Origin of the sequence: Streptomyces californicus, from assembly GCF_000717645.1 — a bacterium.
Classification (GTDB): Bacteria; Actinomycetota; Actinomycetes; order Streptomycetales; family Streptomycetaceae; genus Streptomyces; species Streptomyces californicus.
In genome coordinates this window covers 62,711-85,295 of record NZ_JNZZ01000024.1, presented here as the reverse complement: position 1 = coordinate 85,295, position 22,585 = coordinate 62,711, and the positions used below count along the sequence as shown (strand labels likewise).

Here is a 22,585-nt window from a genome sequence, read left to right as displayed (position 1 = left end):
GTGAACTCCTGCTCGCGAAAGTGGTGAGCCCGAGGTTAACCGGGCGGCGCGGGCGGGCGGTAATCCATAACCCCTACCGCAGCAGCGGGAGGGGCGCGCCCATGACCGCGTACGGCTGCGAGGCGCTCGGGAAGACGACCTGGCGGGCGAGGTCGCGGTAGCCGAGGGAGCGGTACAGGGCGCGGGCCGGGCTGTCCTTGTCGATCGCGGAGAGGATCGAGCGGGGCTGGTCGACGGCGTCGGTGATGGCGGTGATGAGGGTGCGTCCGAGGCCGCGCTGCTGGTGGTCGGGGTGGACGTGGAGTTCGGTGATGACGAAGGAGTCGTCGAGCCAGCCCTCGGAGCCGGTGGCCCGCAGATAGGGCTCGACGACGGTGGACCACCACTGGACTCGGTCGTTGGGCAGCCCGTAGACGAAGCCGAGGAGCCGCCCGTCGGGGGCGAGCGCGCCGAGGGCGCGGGCCTCGGGGTGCTCCAGGTGCCTGAGGACGATGTGGCGGCGTACGGCGATCTCGTCCTGGCCGAGTCCGAAGGCGGCCGCCTGGACGTGCAGGGCTTCGTCGACGCGCGCGGCCAGGTCGACGGGGCCGATCCGGGCGTGGGGGTGTGCGGGGCCTTCTCCGGGGGCTGCCATGCCGGAACCCTACTGGGCGGACGGGGTACGGCGACCCGTGCGTCGCTTCCCGGGACGCCGGGGGGCCGCGGAGTGCCGTACCGGGGGTCGCGGAGTGCCGTACCGGGGGTCGCGGCCCCGGCCCTGTTCCGCCGGACACCCGTCCGGAAACCGCGGGTCGCGGGCGCGTGCGGGCGCGGTGGGTCAGATCCGGCCATGTCCCCGCGCGGCGGGAGCGGATCAGAACAGGACGCTCATGAACGCGCCGACCTCGCGGAAGCCGACCCGCCGGTACGCCTTGCGGGCGGGGGTGTTGTAGTCGTTCACGTACAGGCTGACCACGGGGGCGACGTCCGCGAGGGCGTAGCGCAGGACGGCGGCCATGCCCGTCTCGGAGAGGCCCTTGCCGCGATGTTCGGGGGCGACCCAGACGCCCTGGATCTGGCATGCCTGGGGGGTGGCCGCGCCGATCTCGGCCTTGAAGACGACCTTGCCGTCGTCGATGCGGGCGAAGGAGCGGCCGGTGCCGATGAGTTCGGCGACGCGGGCCTGGTAGAGGAGTCCGCCGTCGCCGGCGAGCGGGGAGATGCCGACCTCCTCGGTGAACATCGCCACGCAGGCCGGCATCAGGACCTCCATCTCGTCCTTGCGGATGCGGCGGACGAGCGGGTCGGGCGTGACGTCGGCGGAGAGGCTCTCGGTGACCATGAGGGGCTGGTTGGCGCGGACCTCGCGGGCGGGGCCCCAGGAGGGTTCGAGGAGCCGCCACAGCTGGGTGGTGGGTTCGGCGGGGCCGACGATGGAGGAGCAGCGGCGGCCGGCGCGGCGGGCGCGGTCGGCGAAGGCGCGGACGGCTTCGGGTCCGGCGCAGATGGGGACGAGGTTGGCGCCGGAGTAGCACAGGGAGCGGAGCATGCCGTCGGCGTACCAGCCCCACATCTCGCCGCCGAGGCGCCAGGGATCGAGCCCCGCGACCTGCACGCGGGACGTCACGAAGGCGTTGGCCACGGGCTCGCTCTCCAGAATGGCGAGCGCGGCGCCGAGGTCGCTGGGTTCGAGGACCCGGGTGGTGGTCTGCGTCAACACGAGGGGGCCTCACCATGCGGTCTGCTGATTTCCGCACTGTAACCGAGAAGGCTCTCGAACGCCGCCGGAGTCCGGGGACCGGCTTCCGCGGGCGTCCTCGGAGCACGGCCGGGCCGGGGCGTCCGGGCATGCCGCCGCCCCGCCGGCGCGGGGCGGGGCGGCGGGAGGCGGGAGGCGGGAGGTGCGTACGGGCCGCGGAGACGCCTTCGCCCCGCCGGGCACGGAGCCCGGCGGGGCGAAGGCGGTGCGGAGAGACGCGGGTCAGGCGCCGATGGAGACCTGGGGTTCGCCGGACGCGATGCCGTCCTTCTCCATCTGCTCGGCGATCTTCATCGCCTCTTCGATGAGGGTCTCGACGATCTTCGACTCGGGGACGGTCTTGATGACCTCGCCCTTCACGAAGATCTGGCCCTTGCCGTTGCCGGAGGCGACGCCGAGGTCGGCCTCGCGGGCCTCGCCGGGGCCGTTGACGACGCAGCCCATGACCGCGACGCGGAGCGGGACCTCCATGCCCTCCAGGCCGGCGCTGACCTGGTCGGCGAGCTTGTAGACGTCGACCTGGGCACGGCCGCAGGACGGGCAGGAGACGATCTCCAGGCGGCGCTGCTTGAGGTTCAGCGCCTCAAGGATCTGGAGGCCGACCTTGACCTCTTCGGCGGGCGGGGCCGAGAGGGAGACGCGGATGGTGTCGCCGATGCCCTCGGAGAGCAGGGCGCCGAAGGCGACGGCGGACTTGATGGTCCCCTGGAACGCCGGGCCGGCCTCGGTGACGCCGAGGTGCAGCGGGTAGTCGCTCTGGGCGGCGAGCTGGCGGTAGGCGTTGACCATGACGACCGGGTCGTTGTGCTTGACCGAGATCTTGATGTCGCCGAAGCCGTGCTCCTCGAAGAGGGACGCCTCCCACAGGGCGGACTCGACGAGGGCCTCGGGGGTGGCCTTGCCGTACTTCTTGAGGAGCCGCGCGTCCAGGGAGCCGGCGTTGACGCCGATCCTGATCGGGGTGCGGGTCTCGTTGGCCGCCTTCGCGATCTCCTTGACCTTGTCGTCGAACTGCTTGATGTTGCCCGGGTTGACCCGGACGGCGGCGCAGCCCGCGTCGATCGCGGCGAAGACGTACTTCGGCTGGAAGTGGATGTCGGCGATCACCGGGATCTGCGACTTCTTGGCGATGGTGGCCAGCGCGTCGGCGTCGTCCTGGGTCGGGCAGGCGACCCGGACGATCTGGCAGCCGGAGGCCGTCAGTTCGGCGATCTGCTGGAGCGTGTCGCCGATGTCCGACGTACGCGTCGTCGTCATCGACTGCACGGAAACGGGCGCGTCGCCGCCGACCGCGACCGTGCCGACCTGGATCTGTCGGCTGACCCTTCGGTCGGCGAGCTTGGTCGGAACGGCCGGCATTCCGAGAGAAATCGCAGTCATGCGCTGTGCATCCCCAAGGTGTGGATCGAGGTCCCGAGATCGGCGGGCTCCGGCCTTCGAGGTTACGGCACCGGCGGCGGGACGGACGCACCGTGTCGACATGTCCACCCCTTGGTGAGCGGCCGGACACGGTGTGTGTGTCCGGCCGTCACCCGTGGGGCGCCCGGGGCGGAAGGGCCGTCAGGTGATCTTGACGGGGTTCACGATGTCGGCCACCAGGACCAGCAGTGTGAAGCAGATGAAGAGCCCGGCGACCACGTAGGCGACCGGCATCAGCCGGGCCACGTCGAACGGTCCCGGGTCGGGGCGGCGGAAGACCTTGGCCAGATTGCGCCGCAGCGATTCCCAGAGCGCGCCCGCGATGTGCCCGCCGTCGAGCGGGAGCAGCGGGAGCATGTTGAACAGGAACAGCGAGAGGTTGAAGCCGGCGAGCAGGAACAGCATCATCGCGACCTGGTTCTGGGCCGGGATGTCGAGGTTCATCACCTCGCCGCCGATGCGGGCCGCGCCGACCACGCCGACCGGCGAGTCGTCGGCGCGTTCGCCGTCGCTGAAGGCCGCGTCCCAGAGGGCCGGGATCTTGGACGGCAGGGCGATGATCGAGTCGACGCCGTTCCTGATCATGTCGCCCATGCGGACGACGGAGTCGCCGAAGGAGAGCGGCACGATCTCGGTCTGCGCGGCGAAGCCGAGGTAGCCGGCCCTGACGAACTGGTCCGGGACGACCTCGCCCCTGCCGTCCTTCTTGGCGACGGCGTTCTCCCGCAGGACCGCGTTGAGCGTGACCTCCTCGCCGCCGCGCTCGACGACGATGGTGGCGGGACCGATGGTCTCGCGGATGCGGTCCGAGAGCGTCGCCCAGTCGTCGACCTTCGTGCCGTCGAAGGCGACGATCCGGTCGCCCTCCTGGAGCCCGGCGGCCTTGGCGGGCGAGACGGGGTCGCCGCTCTCGCAGGTGTCGCGCTTCTCGCTCTGCGCGATCACGCACTGCTGGACGCCGCCGACCTCGGTGGTCTGGGTCTGGAAGCCGAAGGTCATCGCGACGCCCATGAAGATGGCGACCGCGAGGACCAGGTTCATGAAGGGCCCGGCGAACATGACGATGACGCGCTTCCACGGCTTGCGCGTGTAGAAGAGGCGCTTCTCGTCGCCCGGCTCCAGCTCCTCGTAGGCGGCGGAGCGGGCGTCCTCGATCATGCCGCGCCACGGTGAGGTGGAGCGGGCTTCGAGGCGGCCGTCGGGGCCGGGCGGGAACATCCCGATCATGCGGATGTAGCCGCCGGCCGGGATGGCCTTGATGCCGTACTCGGTGTCGCCCTTCTTCTTCGACCAGATCGTCGGGCCGAAGCCGACCATGTACTGCGGGACCCGGATGCCGAACATCTTGGCCGTGGAGAGGTGGCCCAGCTCGTGCCAGGCGATGGAGAAGAGCAGGCCCACGACGAAGACGGCGATCCCCAGGACCGTCAGCAGGATCGAGGTCAGACTCATGCGCGCGCCTCCGCTGTCGCTTTCGCCGAGAGTTCCCGGGCCCGTGCGCGGGCCCAGGTTTCCGCTTCGAGGACGTCCGCGACGCTGAGCGAGGTTCCCGGGGCGGGGGTGCCGTGTTCGGACACCACAGCGGTGACCGTATCCATGATTCCGTTGAACGGCAGCTGTCCGGCGAGGAACGCGTCGACGCACTCCTCGTTCGCGGCGTTGAACACCGCCGGGGCCGTGCCGCCGAGTCCGCCGACATGGCGGGCGAGGCCGACGGAGGGGAAGGCGTCGGTGTCCAGGGGGAAGAACTCCCAGGTGGAGGCCGTCGTCCAGTCGAAGGCGGGGGCCGCGTCCGGGACCCGCTCGGGCCAGCCGAGGCCGATCGCGATGGGGCCGCGCATGTCCGGCGGGGTGGCCTGGGCGAGCGTGGAGCCGTCGCTGAACTCCACCATCGAGTGGACGTAGGACTGCGGGTGGACGACGACCTCGATCCGGTCGAACGGGATGTCGTAGAGGAGGTGTGCCTCGATGACCTCGAGACCCTTGTTGACCAGGGTCGCGGAGTTGATCGTGATGACCGGGCCCATCGCCCAGGTCGGGTGGGCGAGCGCCTGCTCGCGGGTGACGTCGGCCAGCTCCTCGCGCGTACGGCCGCGGAAGGGTCCGCCGGAGGCGGTGACGACGAGCTTGCGGACGTCGGCGCGGGTGCCCGCGGCGAGCGCCTGGAAGAGCGCGGCGTGCTCGGAGTCGACCGGGATGATCTGCCCGGGGGCGGCGAGCGCCTTCACCAGGGGGCCGCCGACGATCAGCGACTCCTTGTTGGCGAGGGCGAGCGTGCGGCCGGCCTTCAGCGCGGCGAGGGTCGGGGCGAGCCCGATGGAGCCGGTGATGCCGTTGAGCACGGTGTGGCAGTCGCTCGCGGCGAGGGCGGTGGCCGCGTCGGGGCCGGCCAGGATCTCGGGGAGCGGCTCCCCGGCCCCGTACTGGTCGCGCAGCGCGGTGCGCAGGGCGGGGACCGCGTCCTCGGCGGCGACGGCCACCGTGGTGACCCCGAGCCGGCGGGCCTGCTCGGCGAGGAGGGCGACCCGGCCGCCGGCGGCCGAGAGCGCCGTGACCCGGAAGCGGTCGGGGTTGCGCAGGACCAGGTCGATGGCCTGGGTGCCGATGGACCCGGTGGAGCCGAGGATCACCAGATCCCGGCGGCCGTCCGCGGCGTCGAAGACGAGATGCGGATCGGCGAGGGGGGCGGGGCTGTCGCTCATGACCCCCATTGTTGCCGCTCCCGCTGTGTACGGGGACAGCGCGTCCCGGTGGGCCGCGCCCGCGATGGCGTTCAGCGCGCCGCGAGGCCGTATGCGAAGTCCGCGAAGACCTCGTGGAACCGCGGGAACGTCTTGCGTACGCAGCCGGGATCGTCGTACGTGAGACCGGGGGTGCGCAGCCCGGCGACGGCGAAGGACATGACGATGCGGTGGTCGCCGTGGGTGGCGATCTCGGTGGGTTTCGGGGTACCGGGGTGGATCTCGATCCGGTCGGGCCCGGTGTGCACGGTGACGCCCATGGCGCGCAGGTTCGCCGCGCACGCCTCCAGCCGGTCGCACTCCTTGACGCGGGTGTTGGCGACGTCCTCGATGACGACGGGCCCCTCCGCGTACGGGGCGATGGCGGCGAGGGTCGGCATGGTGTCGGAGATGTCGCGCATGTTGACGGTGATGCCGCGCAGCCGGCCGGTGGAGCGGACGGTGGTGGCGTCGGCGCCGACGCTCACCTCGGCGCCCATCTCCCGCAGGACGTCGACGAAGCGCAGGTCGCCCTGGAGCGCGCCGATGCCGAGGCCGGGGACGGTGACCTCGTGGCCGGTGAGGGCGGCCGCGGCGAAGAAGTAGCTCGCGGTGGAGGCGTCGGGCTCGACGGGGTAGGCGGTGGCCCGGTAGCCGCCGGGAGGGACGGTGAAGGTGTTCCCCTCGCGCAGCACCTCCACGCCGAAGCCGCGCATCATCGCGAGGGTGATCTCGACGTACGGCGCGGAGACCAGTTCGGTGACCTCGATGCGCAGCCCCTTCGCGGTGAGCGGTCCGAGCATCAGGAGCGCGGTGAGGTACTGGGACGACTCCCCCGCGTCCAGGGTGAGTTCACCGCCCTCGACGCCCGCGGCGCGCACGGTGAGCGGGTGGTGCCCCTCGGCCTCCTCGTGGCGCAGGTCGACGCCGAGGGCGGTGAGGGCGCGGGTGAGCGGGGCGAGCGGGCGGCGGCGCATCTGGGCGGAGGCGTCGAAGCGGTACGTGCCGGAGGCGGCGGCCGCGACGAGGGTGGGCAGGAAGCGGGCGGTGGTGGCGCCGTCGCGGCAGTAGACCTCGGCGTCGGCGGCGGCCGGGCCGGCCGGGCGGCCCGCGATGTGCCAGCGGTCGGCCTCCTGGGCGACCTCGTACCCGAGGGTCCTCAGCCCTTCGGCGAAGCCCTCGGTGTCGTCCGAGCGCAGCGGACGCAGCAGGGTGGTGGTGCCTTCGGCGGCCGCCGCCAGGAAGAGCGCGCGGGCGGTGACGGACTTGGAGCCGGGGATGTCGATGACGGTCACGGTGCTCATCCTGCCCTGCGGCGGGCGGGGCGGGCGGTCCGCGTCCGCTGCGTGGACGCCCGGTCGACGCGCCTTGGGCGGCCCGGGGAGGGGAGGGCCGCCTCCCCGGAGACGGATACGTAGAGTGCAGGCGAGACACGTGGGGGGGAAGCCGGGTGCACATCGTGATACCGCTGCTGCTGGGTGCGGGAGCGGTCCTGGGCGGGCTGGTCCTGGCGACGGACCGCCGGGGCGCGGCGCGGTGGGTCGTGGAGACGCTGATGAATCCGGCGCACGACAGCGCGTGGGCCCTGCGGCGGCGGTACACCCGGTGGGGCATCGAGCACCCGCAGATGGACTTCCTCCGGAAGGCTCCCGGGCATGTGCGGACCGTCCGGATCTGGGGAGGGTTCGTGGCCGCGTTCGGCTGCGGCTTCCTGGTGGCCGGAGTGCTGGCCCTGGTCCGCGCCGTCTGATCCGAACGGCGGCGCCGGCCGGGTCGCTCGCGGTGTGCGGGGCGGTTCCGCCGCCCGGGGACGCCAGGGCAGGCGGACGGCCCGAACCCCCGCACAGTGGGTTCGGGCCGTCCGTTCTCGTTCCCCCGGCCGCACCCGCTGTCCAGGCGGGGGCGCGGTCGGGGGACGTCGGTGGGGTGTTACAGGGCGAGGCCCGTGAGGACCAGGACGCGCTCGTAGGTGTAGTCGTCCATGGCGTAGCGGACGCCCTCGCGGCCGACGCCGGACTGCTTGGCACCGCCGTACGGCATCTGGTCGGCGCGGTACGAGGGGACGTCGCCGATGATCACGCCGCCGACCTCCAGGGCGCGGTGGGCGCGGAAGGCGGTCTGCAGGTCGTGGGTGAAGACGCCCGCCTGGAGGCCGTACTTGGAGGAGTTGACCGCGGCGAACGCCTCGGCCTCCCCGTCGACCTTCTGGAGGGACATGACCGGGCCGAAGACCTCTTCGCACGAGAGCGTGACGTCGTCGGGGAGGCCCGCGAGGACGGTCGGGGCGTAGGTGGCGCCGTCGCGCTTGCCGCCGGTGAGCAGCTCCGCGCCGCCCTGGACGGCCTCGTCGACCCAGGACTCGACGCGCTGGGCGGCGTCCTCGCTGACCAGGGGGCCGACATCCGTGGCGGCGTCGGCCGGGTCGCCGGTGACCAGGTCCTCGACGGCGGCGACGACCTTCGGGACGAGCCGGTCGTAGACCGAGGCGTCGGCGATGACGCGCTGCACCGAGATGCAGGACTGGCCGCCCTGGTAGTTGGAGAAGGTGGCGATCCGGGTGGCCGCCCAGTCGAGGTCCTCGTCGGAGGCGTAGTCGCCGAGGACGACCGCGGCGCCGTTGCCGCCGAGCTCCAGCGTGCAGTGCTTGCGGGGCACCGACTCCATGATCGCGTAGCCGACCGGGCCGGAGCCGGTGAAGGAGATGACCGGCAGGCGCTCGTCCTGGACCAGGGCGGGCATCTTGTCGTTCGGGACGGTCAGGACGGACCAGGAGCCGGCCGGGAGGTCGGTCTCGGCCAGCAGCTCGCCCAGGATGAGCGAGGAGATGGGCGTGGCGGGGGCCGGCTTGAGGATGATCGGGGCGCCGACGGCGATGGCCGGGGCGACCTTGTGGGCGCTGAGGTTCAGCGGGAAGTTGAAGGGTGCGATGCCGAGGACGGCCCCGCGCGGGAAGCGCCGGGTCAGCCCGAGGCGGCCGGTGCCGCCGGGGTCGGTGTCGAGCCGCTGGGCCTCGCCGCCGTTGAAGCGGCGGGCCTCCTCGGCGGCGAACCGGAACACGGACACGGCCCGGCCGACCTCGCCGCGGGCCCACTTGATCGGCTTGCCGTTCTCCGCCGAGATGAGCTGCGCGATCTCCTCGGTGCGCTCCCCCAGCCGGCGTACGACGTGGTCGAGCGCGGCGGCCCGGACGTGCGCCGGGGTGGCGGCGAACTCGTCGCGTACGGCGTGGGCGGCGGCGACGGCCTCCTCGACCTGGGCGTCGGTCGGCACGCTGACGGTGCCGACGAGGCGTCCGTCGTACGGGTTGGTGACGTCGAAGCTGTCGGCACCGGTGGCCCGGCGGCCGGCCACCCAGAAGGCGTGGGGCGAAGTCATGGAGGTTCCGGCCCTTCGGAGGTCGTGACGGAGGTGGCGGGCGCCCGGCGGGCTTCCGCTGTCGTCCCACGGTAGGGCGGCGAAGCGCTCACGTCGTTTGTCCGGCGTGGAGCGGAACGGGGGCCGCCTGCTCCGATTTGGCCGAAGGAGCACCGGGCCCGGCCGTTCCGGGGTTCCTCCCGCGCCGGAGCAGGTCCGGTACGAGGGTGAGCAGGCCGGCCACCGCGAGCGCCGCGCCCAGCCAGAGCGGGGCCCGGGGGCCGAACCGGTCGAGGCCCAGACCGCCCAGCGCGGAGCCGAGGACGACCCCGAGGGTGATGAACGAAGTGTGCACGGTGTTGACGAGGGGCCGGGCGTTGCCGACCCGCTGGACCCGGGTGACCAGGGCCGGGTTCATGGTGACCCCGACGAGGCCGACGCCCAGCATGCAGAGCACCGCCCCGGTCTCCACGCCGGCCAGCAGGGCGAACCCGGCGAGGAACACCGCGTTCAGGGTCAGGCCGCCGAGCAGCACGGGAAGGGTGTGCCGGTCGGCGAGCCGGCCGACGACGGTGTTGCCGACGACCGTGGCGGCGCCGTACGCGAGGAGCAGCAGGGGGACGGCGCCCGGCGAGAAGCCGGTGACCTCGGTGAGGATCGGGTTGAGGTAGCTGAAGGCGGAGAAGGTCGCGCCGATGACCATGGTGCTGGTCAGCAGGGTGAGCCAGAGCCGGGGAGCGCGGAAGGCCGTCAGCTCGGAGCGGAGGGTGCCGCTGCCCTCCGGCCGGTCCGCCCGGCGTACGCCGGCGGCGGTGCACAGGGCGGCGGCCACCGTCAGCGCGGAGATGGCCCAGAACGCGGCACGCCAGCCGTACCGCTCCCCGGTCAGCGTGGCCAGGGGCAGCCCGAGCAGCGTGCCGAGCATCAGGCCGTTGAGGAGGACTGCCACGGCCCGGCCGCGACGCTCGGGGCGGGTGAGCTGGGAGCCGAGCGAGATCGCGACGCCGAAGAACGCCTGCGAGGCGACGCCGGTGATCACCCGGGCGACGACCATGGCCGGGTAGTCGGACGCGGTGGCGGCGAGCACGTTGCCGGCCAGAAAGAGCGGGAAGAGCGTCATGAGCGCGGTCTTGGGCGGCAGCCGGAGCAGGGCCACGGTGAGCGGCGGGCCGCCGAACGCCATGGAGAGGGCGAAGACGGTGATCAGGTAGCCGACCTGCGGGACGGTGACGCCCAGCCCCGCGGCCATCTGCGGCATCAGCCCGGCGACGACGAATTCACTGGTGACCATGGCGAAGATGCCGAAGGCCAGGACGTGGACAGCACGCGGCACGGTGAGTTCCCCCCTGGGAGTGTTGTTTTGGATCGAACAGTTCAAAATTTCGGCATGCGGCGGCCCGCCCCGTACCGAAAGGGCGGCCGGACGGGACGCGAGCGGCCCTCAGCGGATCAGGGCGTCCAGCGCGGTGTCCGCGACGGTCTGCACGGCGGCCCGGTCGGCCCCGCCCTGGGCGGCGATCCGCATGCCGCCGATCACCGCGTTGACGTATCGGGCGAGAGCGTCCGGACCCCGCCCGGACGTGATGGAGCCGTCGCGCAGACCTGCGGCGATGACGCCGGAAAGGCTCCTCAGCCGACGGGCGGCGTCCCGGTCCAGGAGCCGGGCGACCTCCGGTTCGCGGGCCGCCAGCTCGACCGTGGAGTTGACCGCCAGGCAGCCCAGGCTGCGCCCGTCGGGGCGGTGGTCGAACTCATCCGCCACGATCTTGTCGAGCAGGGCGCGCACCCGCTCCCCCGGCGGGCGCGACACGTCGTCGAGCACGGCCTCCTGGGCGTCGGCCATGGTGTCCAGATAGCGCGCGAGCGACCGGGCGAACAGCTCGCGCTTGCTGCGGAAGGTGTTGTAGATGCTGCTGCGCCCCAGCCCCGTCGCGTCGCACAGGTCCTGGGTGGAGGCGGCCTCGTAGCCGTACTCCCAGAACGTGCGCATGGCGGCGTCCAGGGCCCGTTCCTCGTCGAACTGTCGCGGTCGGGCCATGAGGGGACTCTAGAGTTCTGTACCGACCGATGCAATACGAGGCGGGGCGCCCCTGCCGTTCACTCCTCGGCGGAGATCGCCGCCTCGGTCGTCTTCAGGGCGAGCCACAGCTCCATGCGGACGTCCGGGTCGTCCAGTGAGCGGCCCAGGATCTCCTCCACCCGGCGCATCCGGTAGCGCAGGGTGTGCCGGTGCACGCCGAGGTCGGCGGCCGCGGCGTCCCACTGGCCGTGGCGGGAGAGCCAGGCGCGCAGGGAGGCCACGAGGTCGCCGCGGCCCTTGGCGTCGTGCTCGTGGAGCGCGCGGAGCAGGCCGTCGGCGAAGGCGCGCACCGCGTCGTCGGCGAGCAGCGGCAGCACCGATCCGGTCGCCAGCTCCTCGTGCTCGACCAGTGCCCTGCCGCGGCGGCGGGCGACGGAGAGGGCCTGTTCGGCCTGTTTGTACGCGGCGGAGACGGCGATCGGGCCGGAGGGGGCGGAGAGCCCCACCACGACGTCGCCGTCGGCGGCGCCGCCCTCACGCGGGCCGCGGTCGTCCTGGGCCGCGGCATAGGCTGCGCAGGCGGCGACGGCGGCGCCCCCGTCGGCGGCCAGTACGAGGACCCGCTCGGCCTCCGGGACGAGGAGCAGCGCCTCGCCGGTGCGGGCGGCGGCGGCCTCCATCGTCTCGGTGAGCGCCTCGGCCCCGCTGGGTGCGGCGGCCTCGGCGATGAGGAGCCGGAACGGGGCGTCGAGCAGGTCGCCGTAGAGGTCTCCGGCGACGGCGCGGGCGTGGTCGGGCTGACCGGCGAGCAGCATGCGCAGGACGGCGGCGCCCAGGCGCTGCTCGGCGCCGTGGAGGGCGCGGGAGCGTGCGGTGGTGAGGGTGAGGAGGGCGACGGCGGAGTTGACCGCGTACCGCTCGGCGGTGCCCAGCGCGGCTCCGGTGCCGACGGCCAGCGCGCCGCGGGTCCGTCTGCCGGTGCCGAGCGACTGGAGCTCGACGCGGTCGTCCTGGTCGCCGACGACGATGCTGGAGGGGGCGGCGCGGCCCCGGAGGCGTTCGACGTCGGGGGTGAGCCCGGCGGCGCGGCGCGCGGCCCACTCGGGGGCGGCGGCGAGCACCGCTCCGGAGGAGTCGTACAGGGCGGCCCAGCCGTTGACGTGCGCGGCGAGCCGGGTGAGGAGGCCGGTCGGCCCGTCCCCGGCGAGCGCGGCCTTCGTCAGCTCGCGCTGGGCCTCGAAGCCGGCGGTGACCGCGCGGTACTGGTCGGCGGCGATGGCGGCGGAGACGGCCTTGCTGATGGCGAGGAACGGGGTGCGGCGGGGCACTTCGAGCAGCGGGAGGCCCGCTTCCTCGGCGGCGGCGACGAGCGCCTCCGGGACGTCCTCGTAGTTCACCCCGACCGCGAACCCCACCCCGGCGACCCCGGCCCCGGCCAGCCGCCGCACGTAGCGCCGCATGGCCTCGGGGTTCTCGGCGTCGAGGTTGGTGGCGGTCACGAGGAGGAGTTCGCCGCCGTCCATGTACGGGACGGGGTCGGCCAGCTCGCTGGCGTGGGCCCACCGCACGGGCGTACCGAGCCGGTCCGCGCCCGCCCGGACGACGAGCTTGAGCGCCGGGTGCTGGACGAGCGAGGCGAGCGTGGGGGGCATGGGCGGGGAACCCTCGGGGTCGGGGACGAGGCACGGCGCCCGTGGTCCGTCCGGCGGGCCCTCCTGCGCGGTCGCGGGCCGGATCGCCGAGCGGATCGGTGGTGCCGTTTGCGCCGTCGCGTATGAACGGCCGTCTCCGATTCTGCCAGGACGGCAGAGTGCCCGGAACCACACCCGCCGCGGGACCGGTCACTTCCGGCCGGGGCGTGGGGCCGGGCGCTTCCGGCTGCGGCGTGGGGCCTCCGGCTCCGGCATGGGGCCGGGCGCTGCCGAGCCCGGGCATGGGACCGGGCGCTTCCGAGCCCGTCGGCGGCGCCGGTGCCCTGGCCTGTCACTCTCGGCCGCAGCGGGTGGCGCGCCCTCCGCCCTGCCGCCGCCGGGCCCGCCGCCGGCTCCCGCCTCGCTGCCCGTCGCCCCGCCCCGCTCAGCCGTCGAGGTGGACGAGGAGCGGGGGGGCGTGTTCGCCCTGAACGGTGGTGAGGGACAGGACGGCATGCCCGGCCGGGACGCTGTAGGCCAGCTCCGAGGCGGACCACCGCTCCCGCTCCACCTGCCGTACCGTCACCGCGTCCGTGGTCACCGCCTTGCCGGTGACGAGCTTCCGCAGGGCGTGCAGGGCGCGGGTGAACGGCTGGTCGGCGAAGACGGTGTGCTGGGCGACCTCGCGGGTCTCGACCCACTCCTTCCCCCACGCCTCGGCGAACCGCTTGCCTTCCCAGGTGGTGATGCCGGGGAACGTCATCCGGCAGCCGACCGCCCCGAGAAGCGCGGCGTGGAGATGGGGCCCCACATCGTCCAGGGACCGCACCGCGAGCACGGCGCCGGCGTTCAGCTGCCGCAGCCGCTGCACCGACCGAACGGATTCCGTGGTCAACGCGCTCGCGGCGTCGTCGAGTACGAGCGCGGCGAACAGAGACGCGTCGCGACGCGCGGCGACGCTGGAGAGGAACTGTGCGAAGACCAGCCGGGTGAGGATGCGCGACGCTTCAGGATGGCTCCGCTCCGGCAGCACGATACGCACCCGGACCGGGTGCTCCAGAGCTCGCAGGGAGAAAGGCCGTGACCGGCCGCGGGTGTCGAAGAACGCGTCGAAAACGGGCCTGTCGAGAAAGGCGATCCGGTCCGCGAGCACTCCGCTGAGGTCTCCCGGCGTTCCGAGCTGACGCTCGCGTGCGTCGACTTCCCGCAGGTAGGAACGGTGTTGCTCCGGGTGCAGTTCATCCCGGAGCCCCTCCAACGCCCGACTGCCACCGTCGAGGAGTTCGCGAAGTTCGGGCAGCGAGGGGAAGCGGCTGTGGACGGCGTTGAAGGGCCCGATCAACTGTCCCAGTGTTACAGCGGCGCGACGGCTGTCCACGTCCGGCAGGTCACCGGTGAACGCCTCCGACAGAAGCATCGCGGCCTCGTCCGGGTCGGTGATTCCTCCGTACAGGTCGAGGTCGTACACCGAGTCGGGACAGCCGATCTTCACCACGACGTCATAGGAATTCTCGGGCCCCAGTTCGGCGCCCTCGCCGGACACCACGACCACGGCCGCGCTTCCGGTCAGCGCCTGGAGCGAGAGTGACTCCACCACCGGACGCACCAGACGCCGGGTGCGGTCGGAGCCGTGGGGGCCGACGGCCAGGAGCGAGGTGCCGAGGACCGTGGGGTCGAGTGCCGCACCGGCACCCCTCCGGTTGGAGGGGTTGCGCGGATGTTCCGCATAGGCGCCCACGCGTACCTGTGCGGTCAGCAGGTCGTGGGTGGCGGTGCGAACCGGGAGGTCTCGGTCACCCGAGGGGTGCAGGCACGCCGCCGCGCCCTTCTTCATGACACCGTCGATGAAGACGCCGGGGGACAGCGAACCGCCCTCCACCTTCGACCAGGCGTGGCCGATCCTGACGCAGTCGACATCGCTCACGCGTCCGCCTGCCGTTTCGGCTGCCAGCCGGTCAGCCGCCCCGGGCTGCCCCGCTGCCCGCAGGCGGGGCCAGTCCGCAGGGTCCTCACCCGGCGTGGGATCGACTTCCGGAGAGGCGGCGACGGGGCCGGCCTTCCGGAAGAGTTCCAACCACCCGCCCGTCCGGGCGAAAGGCCACAGCAGAGCCGCCCCGATCAGAACGTAGACGGCCATCCCCATCACAGCCGCCGTCTCCGGATCGCCTCGAAACACGGACACCGGCACCAGTGCGTGGAGGACGGCGTAGAAGAACGGGAGCAGGCTCGTACCCAGAACGATCCACACCACCAGCAGCCCCGCGAGCGCGGCGGCGAGCGCCCTGGCCGGCTGGGGACGGTCGGTGACCAGCCTCCGGTACAGCACCGGCCAGTTGCCGAGCCGCCCGCAGAAGTAGATCAACAGGGCCGCGAAGAGGCTGTTGTACACGGCGCTGGCCGTCCGCGCCGACTGGCCGGGTTCGCCGCGCCACCATTCGGAAGGGGTGAACAGCTTCAACGGAAGCCGCTGCACCACGATGTAGTCGGTGCGCCAGATCGCCCACACGAGTACGCCGCACACGATGGATACGAGCGCGCCCACGACGAGGGCACGCGTGGGAACCTCGTCGGTGTCCGCCACCACCCGGGGCCGGTGACCGTACCGCCAGAGCCCCGGCTCGGCCTCGGCACGGTGGGCCCGGAGCCAGTGCCGTACGTCGAAGCCGACCGCAGGAGCCCGGGGCGGCATCGGAGGCATGGGAGGCGGGGACGAGGCAGGCCTGGGCACTCGGGTGCTCTCGGCGCCGCTCCCATGAGGGTGGCCGAGTCGGCGTGCACCGGTGTCGCCCGCGCCCTGCCCGCCCTGCTCACGCCGCGAGTCGTACGTGCCCTCGGTGCCCATCGCCACTGCTCCCCTGAAGTTCCGAGGCGGTATTTCGGTGCAGCGCTCAATCTAGTACTCAGGTCCGCCGCCTCATGGTCGTTCCCGGTACCCGGACCACCTCATCCGGCCATCTGTCCGTCAAGGACAAGGACACACCCCCCACCACTCCCGATCGGAGCATGCCCGCACCCCTCCCCCACCCCTAGCCTGCAGAAAAGAAGAGCGTCCGAAACACCCCCAGGAGCCCCTCATGACCGCAATCCCGCAGGAGCGCCGCGTCGTCACCGCCATCCCCGGGCCGAAGTCCGTCGAGCTGCAGGCCCGGCGCACCGCGGCCGTCGCCGCAGGTGTGGGCTCCACGCTGCCGGTGTTCACCGCCCGTGCGGGCGGCGGGATCATCGAGGACGTGGACGGCAACCGCCTGATCGACTTCGGGTCCGGGATCGCCGTGACCTCCGTGGGCGCGTCCGCCGAGGCCGTCGTGCGGCGGGCCTCCGCGCAGCTCGCGGACTTCACCCACACCTGTTTCATGGTCACGCCGTACGAGGGGTACGTCGAGGTCTGCGAGCAGCTCGCCGAGCTGACGCCGGGCGACCACGCGAAGAAGTCCGCGCTGTTCAACTCGGGCGCCGAGGCCGTCGAGAACGCGGTGAAGATCGCCCGCGCCCACACCAAGCGCACCGCCGTCGTCGTCTTCGACCACGGCTACCACGGCCGCACCAACCTCACCATGGGCATGACGGCGAAGAACATGCCGTACAAGCAGGGCTTCGGCCCGTTCGCCCCCGAGGTCTACCGCGTTCCGGTCGCCTACGGCTACCGCTGGCCGACCGGTGCGGAGAACGCCGGCGCCGAGGCGTCCGCGCAGGCCATCGACGAGATCACCAAGCAGATCGGCGCGGAGAACGTCGCCGCGATCATCATCGAGCCGGTGCTCGGCGAGGGCGGCTTCATCGAGCCCGCCAAGGGCTTCCTCCCGGCGATCGCGCAGTTCGCCAAGGACAACGGCATCGTGTTCGTCGCGGACGAGATCCAGTCCGGCTTCTGCCGCACCGGCCAGTGGTTCGCCTGCGAGGACGAGGGCATCGTCCCCGACCTGATCACCACCGCCAAGGGCATCGCGGGCGGCCTGCCGCTCTCCGCCGTCACCGGCCGCGCCGAGATCATGGACTCCGCGCACGCGGGCGGCCTGGGCGGTACGTACGGGGGCAACCCGGTCGCCTGCGCCGGTGCCCTCGGGGCCATCGAGACGATGCGCGAGCTCGACCTGAACGGGAAGGCCAAGCGCATCGAGGAGGTCATGAAGGGCCGCCTCGCCGAGATGCGGGCGAAGCTCCCGAACGGCGACATCATCGGCGACATCCGCGGGCGCGGCGCGATGATCGCGATCGAGCTGGTGAAGTCCGGCACGAAGGAGCCGAACCCGGAGGCCGCGGGCGCGCTCGCGAAGGCGTGCCACGCCGAGGGGCTGCTCGTCCTCACCTGCGGCACGTACGGCAACGTCCTGCGCTTCCTGCCGCCGCTGGTGATCGGCGAGGACCTGCTGAACGAGGGCCTGGACCTGATCGAGCAGGCGTTCGGCACGCTCTGATGCCTCGAACCCGGGAACGGGCGGAGGGCGGCCTTCCGCCCCTTCCGTCCGGCATCCGGGTGAGGCGTGTGAAGAACGTGTGCGGGGCCGATGGCGGGTGGCGGTGGCGACTGTCGGCGGCCCCCCGACTGCCGTACGGTTTCTGCAGATGAGAGAAACACCTCGGCCGCGGGAAACCTCGGCCGACTCCGGGCCGGGGCTTCCCCAGCACCGCCCGGGGCGTGCGTTCGCGCATGCCGGAGCCGACGGCTCCGGGACTCCTCACCGATCGGACGGCCGCCCGCCCCACACCCCCCGGGGCGCGCGGCGAACCGATCCCGCCGGCCATCCCGGAACAACCCCCCCTGTTCCCGGGTGGCCGGCCCCCTTCGTCTCCGGCGTCCTCGGTCTCCTCGCGGTCCTCTTCGCGCTGATCACCTGGCAGGTCGCCGTCGAGGGCCCGCTCCTGCGACTGGACGAACGGGTGGGCGCTCGGCTGTTCGGGCGCGGGCCCGCCGCCCTCACCCAGCTCTTCTCCGATCTCGGCGGAATGCCGGTGGCGCTGCCCGTGCTGGTCTGCGTGCTCGGGTACGCCCTGTGGCGCCGCGCCCTGGGGCTCGCCGTGTGCGCGGCCCTGACCATGGCCGCGGTGCCCGCGCTGGTGATCCCGCTGAAGGTGGCGACCGCCCGGCAGGGGCCGCTGACCGAGGCGGTCAACTACTACCCGTCGGGTCATACGGCGACGGCCGCGGTGGCGTACGGGGCCTCGGCCCTGGTGCTGCTGGCGCTCCCCCGCCCGGCGTGGCTGCGCGGCGCCTCCTGGCCCCGGACGTGGATGACGCCCGTCGCCGCGATCCTGCTGACCACGGCGACGGGCATCGGTCTGGTGCTGCACGGCTACCACTGGCCGCTGGACGTGCTGGCCAGTTGGTGCCTGGGGCCGTTGGTGCTGGCGCCCCTGGGGTGGGTCAGTTGCCGAAGTAGGCGTCGAAGTTCTTCGAGAACTCCCAGTTGTTGAAGCGGTCCCAGTTGATGGACCAGGTCATCAGGCCGCGCAGGTCCGACCACGTGCCGCGGGTCTGGTAGGAGCCGCAGTTCGTCTTCTTGGTCAGGCAGTCGAGCGCCTTGTTGACCTCGGCCGGGGCGGTGTGGCCGTTGCCCGCCTGGGTGGAGGCGGGGAGACCGATGGCGACCTGGTCGGGGCGCAGGCCCGGGAAGACCTTGGTGGTGTCGCCCGCCACCGGGAAGCCGGCGAGGAGCATGTCGGTCATCGCGATGTGGAAGTCCGCGCCGCCCATCGAGTGGTACTGGTTGTCGAGCCCCATGATCGGGCCGGAGTTGTAGTCCTGGACGTGCAGCAGGGTGAGGTCGTCGCGCAGTGCGTGGATCACCGGGAGGTACGCCCCGGCGCGCGGGTCCTGGCCGCCCCAGGGGCCCGAGCCGTAGAACTGGTAGCCGAGCTGGACGAAGAAGGTTTCCGGGGCCATCGTGAGGACGAAGTCGGAGCCGTACTTGGCCTTGAGGGTCTTCACCGCGGAGATCAGGTTGACGATGACCGGCGAGGTCGGGTTGCGGAAGTCGGTGTCGCCCTTGTTCAGCGAGAGGGAGTGGCCCTCGAAGTCGATGTCGAGGCCGTCGAGGCCGTAGGTGTCGATGATCTTCGAGACCGAGGTGACGAAGGCGTCGCGGGCGGCGGTGGAGTTGAGCTGGACCTGGCCGTTCTGGCCGCCGATCGAGATCAGCACCTTCTTGCCCGCGGCCTGCTTGGCCTTGATCGCGGCCTTGAACTCGGCCTCGGACTCCACGTTCGGGCACTCGGCGACCGGGCAGAGCGAGAAGCGGATGTCGCCGGAGGTGACGGAGGTGGGTTCGCCGAAGGCGAGGTTGATGACGTCCCAGGAGGCGGGCACGTCCGCCATCCGCGTGTAGCCGGAGCCGTTGGCGAAGCTGGAGTGCAGGTAGCCGACGAGCGCCCGGGCCGGAAGCTCGGCGCCTCCGCCGCCCCCGCCGCCCGCGGCGGTGGTCACGCCGAGCGCCGCCGACTTCGCGGACTCGCCGGCCGCGTTGGAGGCGGTGACCTGGAAACTGTACGCGGTCGAGGGCGTCAGGCCGGTCACGGTGGCGGAGGGGCCGGTGACCGTGGCGACCTTCGTGCCGCCCCGGTAGACGTGGTAGCCGCTCGCTCCGGAGACGGCGTTCCAGGAGAGCGCGACGGAGGTGGACGTGGTCGCGGTCTGCTTGAGGCCGGCGGGAACGGCCGGGATCACCACGGGGTCGCCGCCGGGGCCGATGAGGGTGACGTCGTCGGCGTAGTAGGCCGGGGTGCCGTACCAGCCGTGGGTGTAGACGCTGACGGAGGTGGTGGACGGGCCGGTCGTGAACGTGGTGGTGAGCTGCTTCCACGCTCCGGGCGACTGGGTCCAGGTGGAGACGTCGGTGGTGCCGGTGCCGGACGCGCCGAGGTAGACGTAGCTGCCCTGCACCCAGGCGCTCAGCGTGTACGTGGAGTTTGGCTTCACGGTGACGCTCTGGGCGCACTTGGCGTGGTCGCTGCCGGCCGGGGTGGCCCGGAGTGCGGAGGTTCCGGTGCGCTTGGGCGTGGTGACCGCCGCCCCGCTGCCGTTGGCGCAGCTCCAGCCGTCCAGGCCCGCCTCGAAGCCGCCGTTGCGTGCCAGGTCCGTGTCGGCGGCGCCGGCCGCCGGGGCCGTGGCGACCAAGGCCCCGGCGGCGATCAGGCCGGCCGAGCAGGCGGCCAGAAGTCGGGACAGTCTGACGGTTGGTCCGGTGCGTTCCACAACAGCCTCCGCGCGGGGGGAAATTCGGGGTGTGGCGTGCGCACAACATGGTCCAGACCAATGAGGTTGTCAAGACCTCTGGCAGCCCGCTCAGCGCTTCGGCCGCCGCACCCGGGCTTCCTGGGCCGCCGCGCCCGCCGCCTCGTGCATCGCACGTTCCAGCAGCGCGAGGTCGGTGAGCGTCCCCGAGCCGTCCGGCGGAATCAGCCAGCGCACCCCGCCGGTGGCGCGCCCCGGGTACGGGACGACGATCCAGGTGCCGCGGCCGCAGCCCCGGACGCCGGTGCCGAGCCAACCGGAGGCGGTGCCCGGCGGGACGAAGAAGCCCATGCGCGCCTCGGCGGAGTCGGCGAGCACCGGGCCGGGGCGGTCGACGAGGCGGGTGAGCACGTCGAGCGTCGGGTAGCCCAGCTCCGCGGGGAGGATCAGGACGTCCCAGCGCCGGCCGGCGGGGAGGAGGACGATCCCTCGCGGGTCGCGCTCCCATTCCCACCGGCACGCGCCGGGGTCCGTCGCCGCCGAGGTGAGCCACGCGACCGCGGCTTTCGTTTCCGGCCCTGTCATGGTCCGCCTCCCGTGAACGCGGGCTCCGGCGGGGTTCCGCCGGAGCGTCTACGTACGAGAGAGGGTTCGGAGCCGACTATGACGCGAGTCGGGGTTACTTGTTGGTAGTGAGGTGGGTCACAGTATTCGGGCGGGTCCGGACACGGGAGGGTCGGGACCGGACAGGGAACGGCCGGGATGGGACGCCTGAGGGTCGGATCCAGGCACAGGCGGGCCGGGCCTGGCCCGGCCAGGTCAGCTCGGATCGGATCGGATCGGGCCGGGCCGGGCCGGGCCAGGTCAGGTCAGGGCAGGGCAGGGCAGGGCAGGGCAGGGCAGGGCAGGTCAGGTCAGGGCAGGGCAGGGCACGGAGCACCGGAGATGGGCACGGAAAGCCCGGAAGGCCCGGCGGGAAGACCGCCCGGAAGAGCCGCCGGAGGAGGACGGCCCCGGACAGACCCGCGGAGGCGGACACGGGAAAGGCCGAACCCGGGCTCGTGCGAGCCCGGGTTCGGCCGGGAGGGGCCGGGGTCGGAGCGCGCTCAGCTGTCGAAGCCGAGGCCCAGCTTGTCCATGGTCTTCAGCCACAGGTTGCGGCGGCCGCCGTTGTCGTCGGCGTGGGCCAGCGACCGCCGGGTGATCTCGATGCCGGCCCAGGCGAACGGCTCCGGAGGGAAGGGCATCGGCTTGGAGCGGACCATCTCCAGCCGGGTCCGCTCGGTCTCCTCGCCGGAGAGCAGGTCGAGCATCACATCGGCCCCGAAACGGGTGGAGCCGACGCCGAGGCCGGTGTATCCGGCGGCATAGGCGACCCGACCCTGATGGGCCGTACCGAAGAACGCGGTGAACCGCGAACAGGTGTCGATCGCCCCTCCCCAGGCATGCGAGAAACGCACGCCGGAAAGCTGCGGGAAACACGTGAAGAACTGTTCCGCGAGTTTCAGGAACGTCTCCGGGCGCTGGTCGAGATCGGCGTTCAGCTTTCCCCCGTACGGATAGATCGCGTCGTATCCGCCCCACAGGATCCGGTTGTCCGCGGAAAGCCGGAAGTAATGGAACTGATTGGCACTGTCACCGAGCCCCTGGCGCCCCTTCCAGCCGATCGATTCCAGCTGCGCGGGGGTGAGCGGCTCGGTCATCAGCGCGTAGTCGTAGACCGGCACGGTGTACGGCCGGACGCGCTTGACCAGCGAGGGGAAGATGTTGGTGCCGAGCGCGACACGGCGGGCGAAGACGCGCCCGTACGGGGTGCGGACCGCCATCCCCTCCCCCGAGCGGGCGAGCTCCAGGCCGCGGGTGTGCTCGTAGATCCGTACGCCCAGCTCCCGGCAGGCCCGCTTCAGACCCCAGGCGAGCTTCGCCGGGTGCAGCATCGCGACCCCGCGCCGATCCCAGAGGCCGCCGAGGAAGGTGGGCGAGTCGACCTCGGCCCGCAGCGCGTCGCGGTCGAGGAAGTCCACGCCCGTGATGCCGAGCTTCACGATCTCCTCGTGCCATTCCCGCAGCTCCTGGAGCTGGTGGGGCTCGGTGGCGACGTCGATCTCACCGGTGCGCTCGAACTCGCAGTCGATGCCGTAGCGGGCGACGGCGGCCTCGATGGCGTCGAGGTTCCGCTCCCCCAGCTCCTCCAGCTTCGCGATCTCGTCGGGCCAGCGCTCCACGCCGTTGGCCAGCCCGTGGGTGAGGGAGGCGGCGCAGAAACCGCCGTTGCGGCCCGAGGCGGCCCAGCCCACCTCGTGCCCCTCGATGAGGACGACGTCCCGGTCCGGATCGCGCTCCTTGGCGATGAGCGCGGTCCACAGACCGCTGTAGCCCCCGCCGACGACCAGCAGGTCGGTGTGCTCGTCGCCGGTGAGGGCGGGGAGCGCGTCGGGCCGCTCCGGATCGTCGAGCCAGAACGGGACCGGCTTGACGCCGGAAAGGGATGATGCAGCGGTACGCATGGCAGCTGGGGCCATGGTTTCCAACTCC

The 22,585-nt window shown here is 72.5% G+C and carries 17 protein-coding genes; 3 read left to right on the top strand and 14 right to left on the bottom strand.

Going from position 1 to position 22,585, the window contains the following annotated elements:
• Nucleotides 1-73 precede the first annotated feature (73 nt).
• From IF19_RS0128000 to aroA, 6 genes are all read right to left on the bottom strand, one after another.
• A complete protein-coding gene (locus tag IF19_RS0128000; protein WP_030116393.1) occupies nt 74-634 on the bottom strand; it encodes a GNAT family N-acetyltransferase in 561 nt (186 codons plus the stop codon).
• A 219-nt stretch (nt 635-853) separates the two neighbouring features.
• The gene (locus IF19_RS0127995) at nt 854-1,699 is read right to left on the bottom strand and encodes a GNAT family N-acetyltransferase (protein ID WP_030121364.1); all 846 of its coding nucleotides are present in this window, start codon (nt 1,697-1,699) and stop codon (nt 854-856) included.
• A gap of 261 nt (nt 1,700-1,960) precedes the next feature.
• The gene (ispG, locus tag IF19_RS0127990; RefSeq protein WP_030116390.1) at nt 1,961-3,118 is read right to left on the bottom strand and encodes a flavodoxin-dependent (E)-4-hydroxy-3-methylbut-2-enyl-diphosphate synthase; all 1,158 of its coding nucleotides are present in this window, start codon (nt 3,116-3,118) and stop codon (nt 1,961-1,963) included.
• 180 nt (nt 3,119-3,298) lie between these two features.
• Entirely contained in the window at nt 3,299-4,609 is a 1,311-nt protein-coding gene (locus tag IF19_RS0127985; RefSeq protein ID WP_030116389.1) for a M50 family metallopeptidase, read from the bottom strand.
• Nucleotides 4,606-5,859, bottom strand: a complete 1,254-nt coding sequence (dxr, locus tag IF19_RS0127980; RefSeq protein ID WP_032746643.1) for a 1-deoxy-D-xylulose-5-phosphate reductoisomerase — start codon at nt 5,857-5,859, stop codon at nt 4,606-4,608. Before dxr ends, IF19_RS0127985 begins: the two co-directional genes overlap by 4 nt.
• A gap of 71 nt (nt 5,860-5,930) precedes the next feature.
• Nucleotides 5,931-7,172, bottom strand: a complete 1,242-nt coding sequence (gene aroA, locus IF19_RS0127975; protein ID WP_030116387.1) for a 3-phosphoshikimate 1-carboxyvinyltransferase — start codon at nt 7,170-7,172, stop codon at nt 5,931-5,933.
• Nucleotides 7,173-7,327: 155 nt separating this feature from the next.
• On the opposite strand from aroA, the gene IF19_RS0127970 reads away from it, so the two are divergent.
• Nucleotides 7,328-7,627: a hypothetical protein gene (locus IF19_RS0127970; RefSeq protein WP_030116386.1), complete on the top strand. Its 300-nt coding sequence runs from the start codon at nt 7,328-7,330 to the stop codon at nt 7,625-7,627.
• Between the two features lie 179 nt (nt 7,628-7,806).
• Here the strand turns inward: IF19_RS0127970 and IF19_RS0127965 are convergent, their stop codons facing one another.
• The 5 genes from IF19_RS0127965 to IF19_RS0127945 all read right to left on the bottom strand — a co-directional run bounded on the left by IF19_RS0127965 (nt 7,807) and on the right by IF19_RS0127945 (nt 15,724).
• Nucleotides 7,807-9,252, bottom strand: coding sequence for an aldehyde dehydrogenase family protein (locus IF19_RS0127965; RefSeq protein ID WP_030276868.1), 1,446 nt, complete (start codon nt 9,250-9,252; stop codon nt 7,807-7,809).
• A gap of 88 nt (nt 9,253-9,340) precedes the next feature.
• A complete protein-coding gene (locus tag IF19_RS0127960; protein WP_030311396.1) occupies nt 9,341-10,564 on the bottom strand; it encodes an MFS transporter in 1,224 nt (407 codons plus the stop codon).
• A gap of 108 nt (nt 10,565-10,672) precedes the next feature.
• On the bottom strand, nt 10,673-11,269 hold the full coding sequence (locus IF19_RS0127955) for a TetR/AcrR family transcriptional regulator (RefSeq protein ID WP_030116381.1): 597 nt from the start codon (nt 11,267-11,269) through the stop codon (nt 10,673-10,675).
• A gap of 59 nt (nt 11,270-11,328) precedes the next feature.
• A complete protein-coding gene (locus tag IF19_RS0127950; RefSeq protein WP_030276866.1) occupies nt 11,329-12,903 on the bottom strand; it encodes a PucR family transcriptional regulator in 1,575 nt (524 codons plus the stop codon).
• Nucleotides 12,904-13,327: 424 nt separating this feature from the next.
• The gene (locus IF19_RS0127945; RefSeq protein ID WP_030116378.1) at nt 13,328-15,724 is read right to left on the bottom strand and encodes a hypothetical protein; all 2,397 of its coding nucleotides are present in this window, start codon (nt 15,722-15,724) and stop codon (nt 13,328-13,330) included.
• 232 nt (nt 15,725-15,956) lie between these two features.
• Here IF19_RS0127945 and gabT point away from each other — a divergent pair, with 232 nt between their 5' ends.
• Complete coding sequence (gabT, locus tag IF19_RS0127940; protein WP_030116377.1) at nt 15,957-17,297, top strand: 4-aminobutyrate--2-oxoglutarate transaminase; 1,341 nt, start codon at nt 15,957-15,959, stop codon at nt 17,295-17,297.
• A 148-nt stretch (nt 17,298-17,445) separates the two neighbouring features.
• Nucleotides 17,446-18,294 (top strand): phosphatase PAP2 family protein, encoded by an 849-nt coding sequence (locus tag IF19_RS0127935; protein ID WP_030116376.1) that lies wholly within the window; start codon nt 17,446-17,448, stop codon nt 18,292-18,294.
• On the opposite strand, the gene IF19_RS0127930 is transcribed toward IF19_RS0127935, so the two are convergent.
• From IF19_RS0127930 to IF19_RS0127920, 3 genes are all read right to left on the bottom strand, one after another.
• Nucleotides 18,245-20,071, bottom strand: a complete 1,827-nt coding sequence (locus tag IF19_RS0127930; protein ID WP_030197625.1) for a chitinase — start codon at nt 20,069-20,071, stop codon at nt 18,245-18,247. The two genes, IF19_RS0127935 and IF19_RS0127930, sit on opposite strands and share 50 nt — an antisense overlap.
• Nucleotides 20,072-20,161: 90 nt before the next feature.
• A complete protein-coding gene (locus tag IF19_RS0127925; RefSeq protein ID WP_030116374.1) occupies nt 20,162-20,635 on the bottom strand; it encodes a bifunctional DNA primase/polymerase in 474 nt (157 codons plus the stop codon).
• Between the two features lie 521 nt (nt 20,636-21,156).
• Nucleotides 21,157-22,572 (bottom strand): NAD(P)/FAD-dependent oxidoreductase, encoded by a 1,416-nt coding sequence (locus IF19_RS0127920; RefSeq protein ID WP_030276864.1) that lies wholly within the window; start codon nt 22,570-22,572, stop codon nt 21,157-21,159.
• Nucleotides 22,573-22,585: the final 13 nt, after the last annotated feature.

Coding starts and splice junctions, on each gene's coding strand:
- IF19_RS0127985 (WP_030116389.1), bottom strand. CDS start 4,609: ATGAGTCTGACCTCGATCCTGCTGACGGTCCTGGGGATCGCCGTCTTC.
- IF19_RS0128000 (WP_030116393.1), bottom strand. CDS start 634: ATGGCAGCCCCCGGAGAAGGCCCCGCACACCCCCACGCCCGGATCGGC.
- dxr (WP_032746643.1), bottom strand. CDS start 5,859: ATGAGCGACAGCCCCGCCCCCCTCGCCGATCCGCATCTCGTCTTCGAC.
- ispG (WP_030116390.1), bottom strand. CDS start 3,118: ATGACTGCGATTTCTCTCGGAATGCCGGCCGTTCCGACCAAGCTCGCC.
- IF19_RS0127950 (WP_030276866.1), bottom strand. CDS start 12,903: ATGCCCCCCACGCTCGCCTCGCTCGTCCAGCACCCGGCGCTCAAGCTC.
- IF19_RS0127955 (WP_030116381.1), bottom strand. CDS start 11,269: ATGGCCCGACCGCGACAGTTCGACGAGGAACGGGCCCTGGACGCCGCC.
- IF19_RS0127965 (WP_030276868.1), bottom strand. CDS start 9,252: ATGACTTCGCCCCACGCCTTCTGGGTGGCCGGCCGCCGGGCCACCGGT.
- IF19_RS0127935 (WP_030116376.1), top strand. CDS start 17,446: ATGAGAGAAACACCTCGGCCGCGGGAAACCTCGGCCGACTCCGGGCCG.
- IF19_RS0127945 (WP_030116378.1), bottom strand. CDS start 15,724: ATGGGCACCGAGGGCACGTACGACTCGCGGCGTGAGCAGGGCGGGCAG.
- IF19_RS0127920 (WP_030276864.1), bottom strand. CDS start 22,572: ATGGCCCCAGCTGCCATGCGTACCGCTGCATCATCCCTTTCCGGCGTC.
- gabT (WP_030116377.1), top strand. CDS start 15,957: ATGACCGCAATCCCGCAGGAGCGCCGCGTCGTCACCGCCATCCCCGGG.
- IF19_RS0127925 (WP_030116374.1), bottom strand. CDS start 20,635: ATGACAGGGCCGGAAACGAAAGCCGCGGTCGCGTGGCTCACCTCGGCG.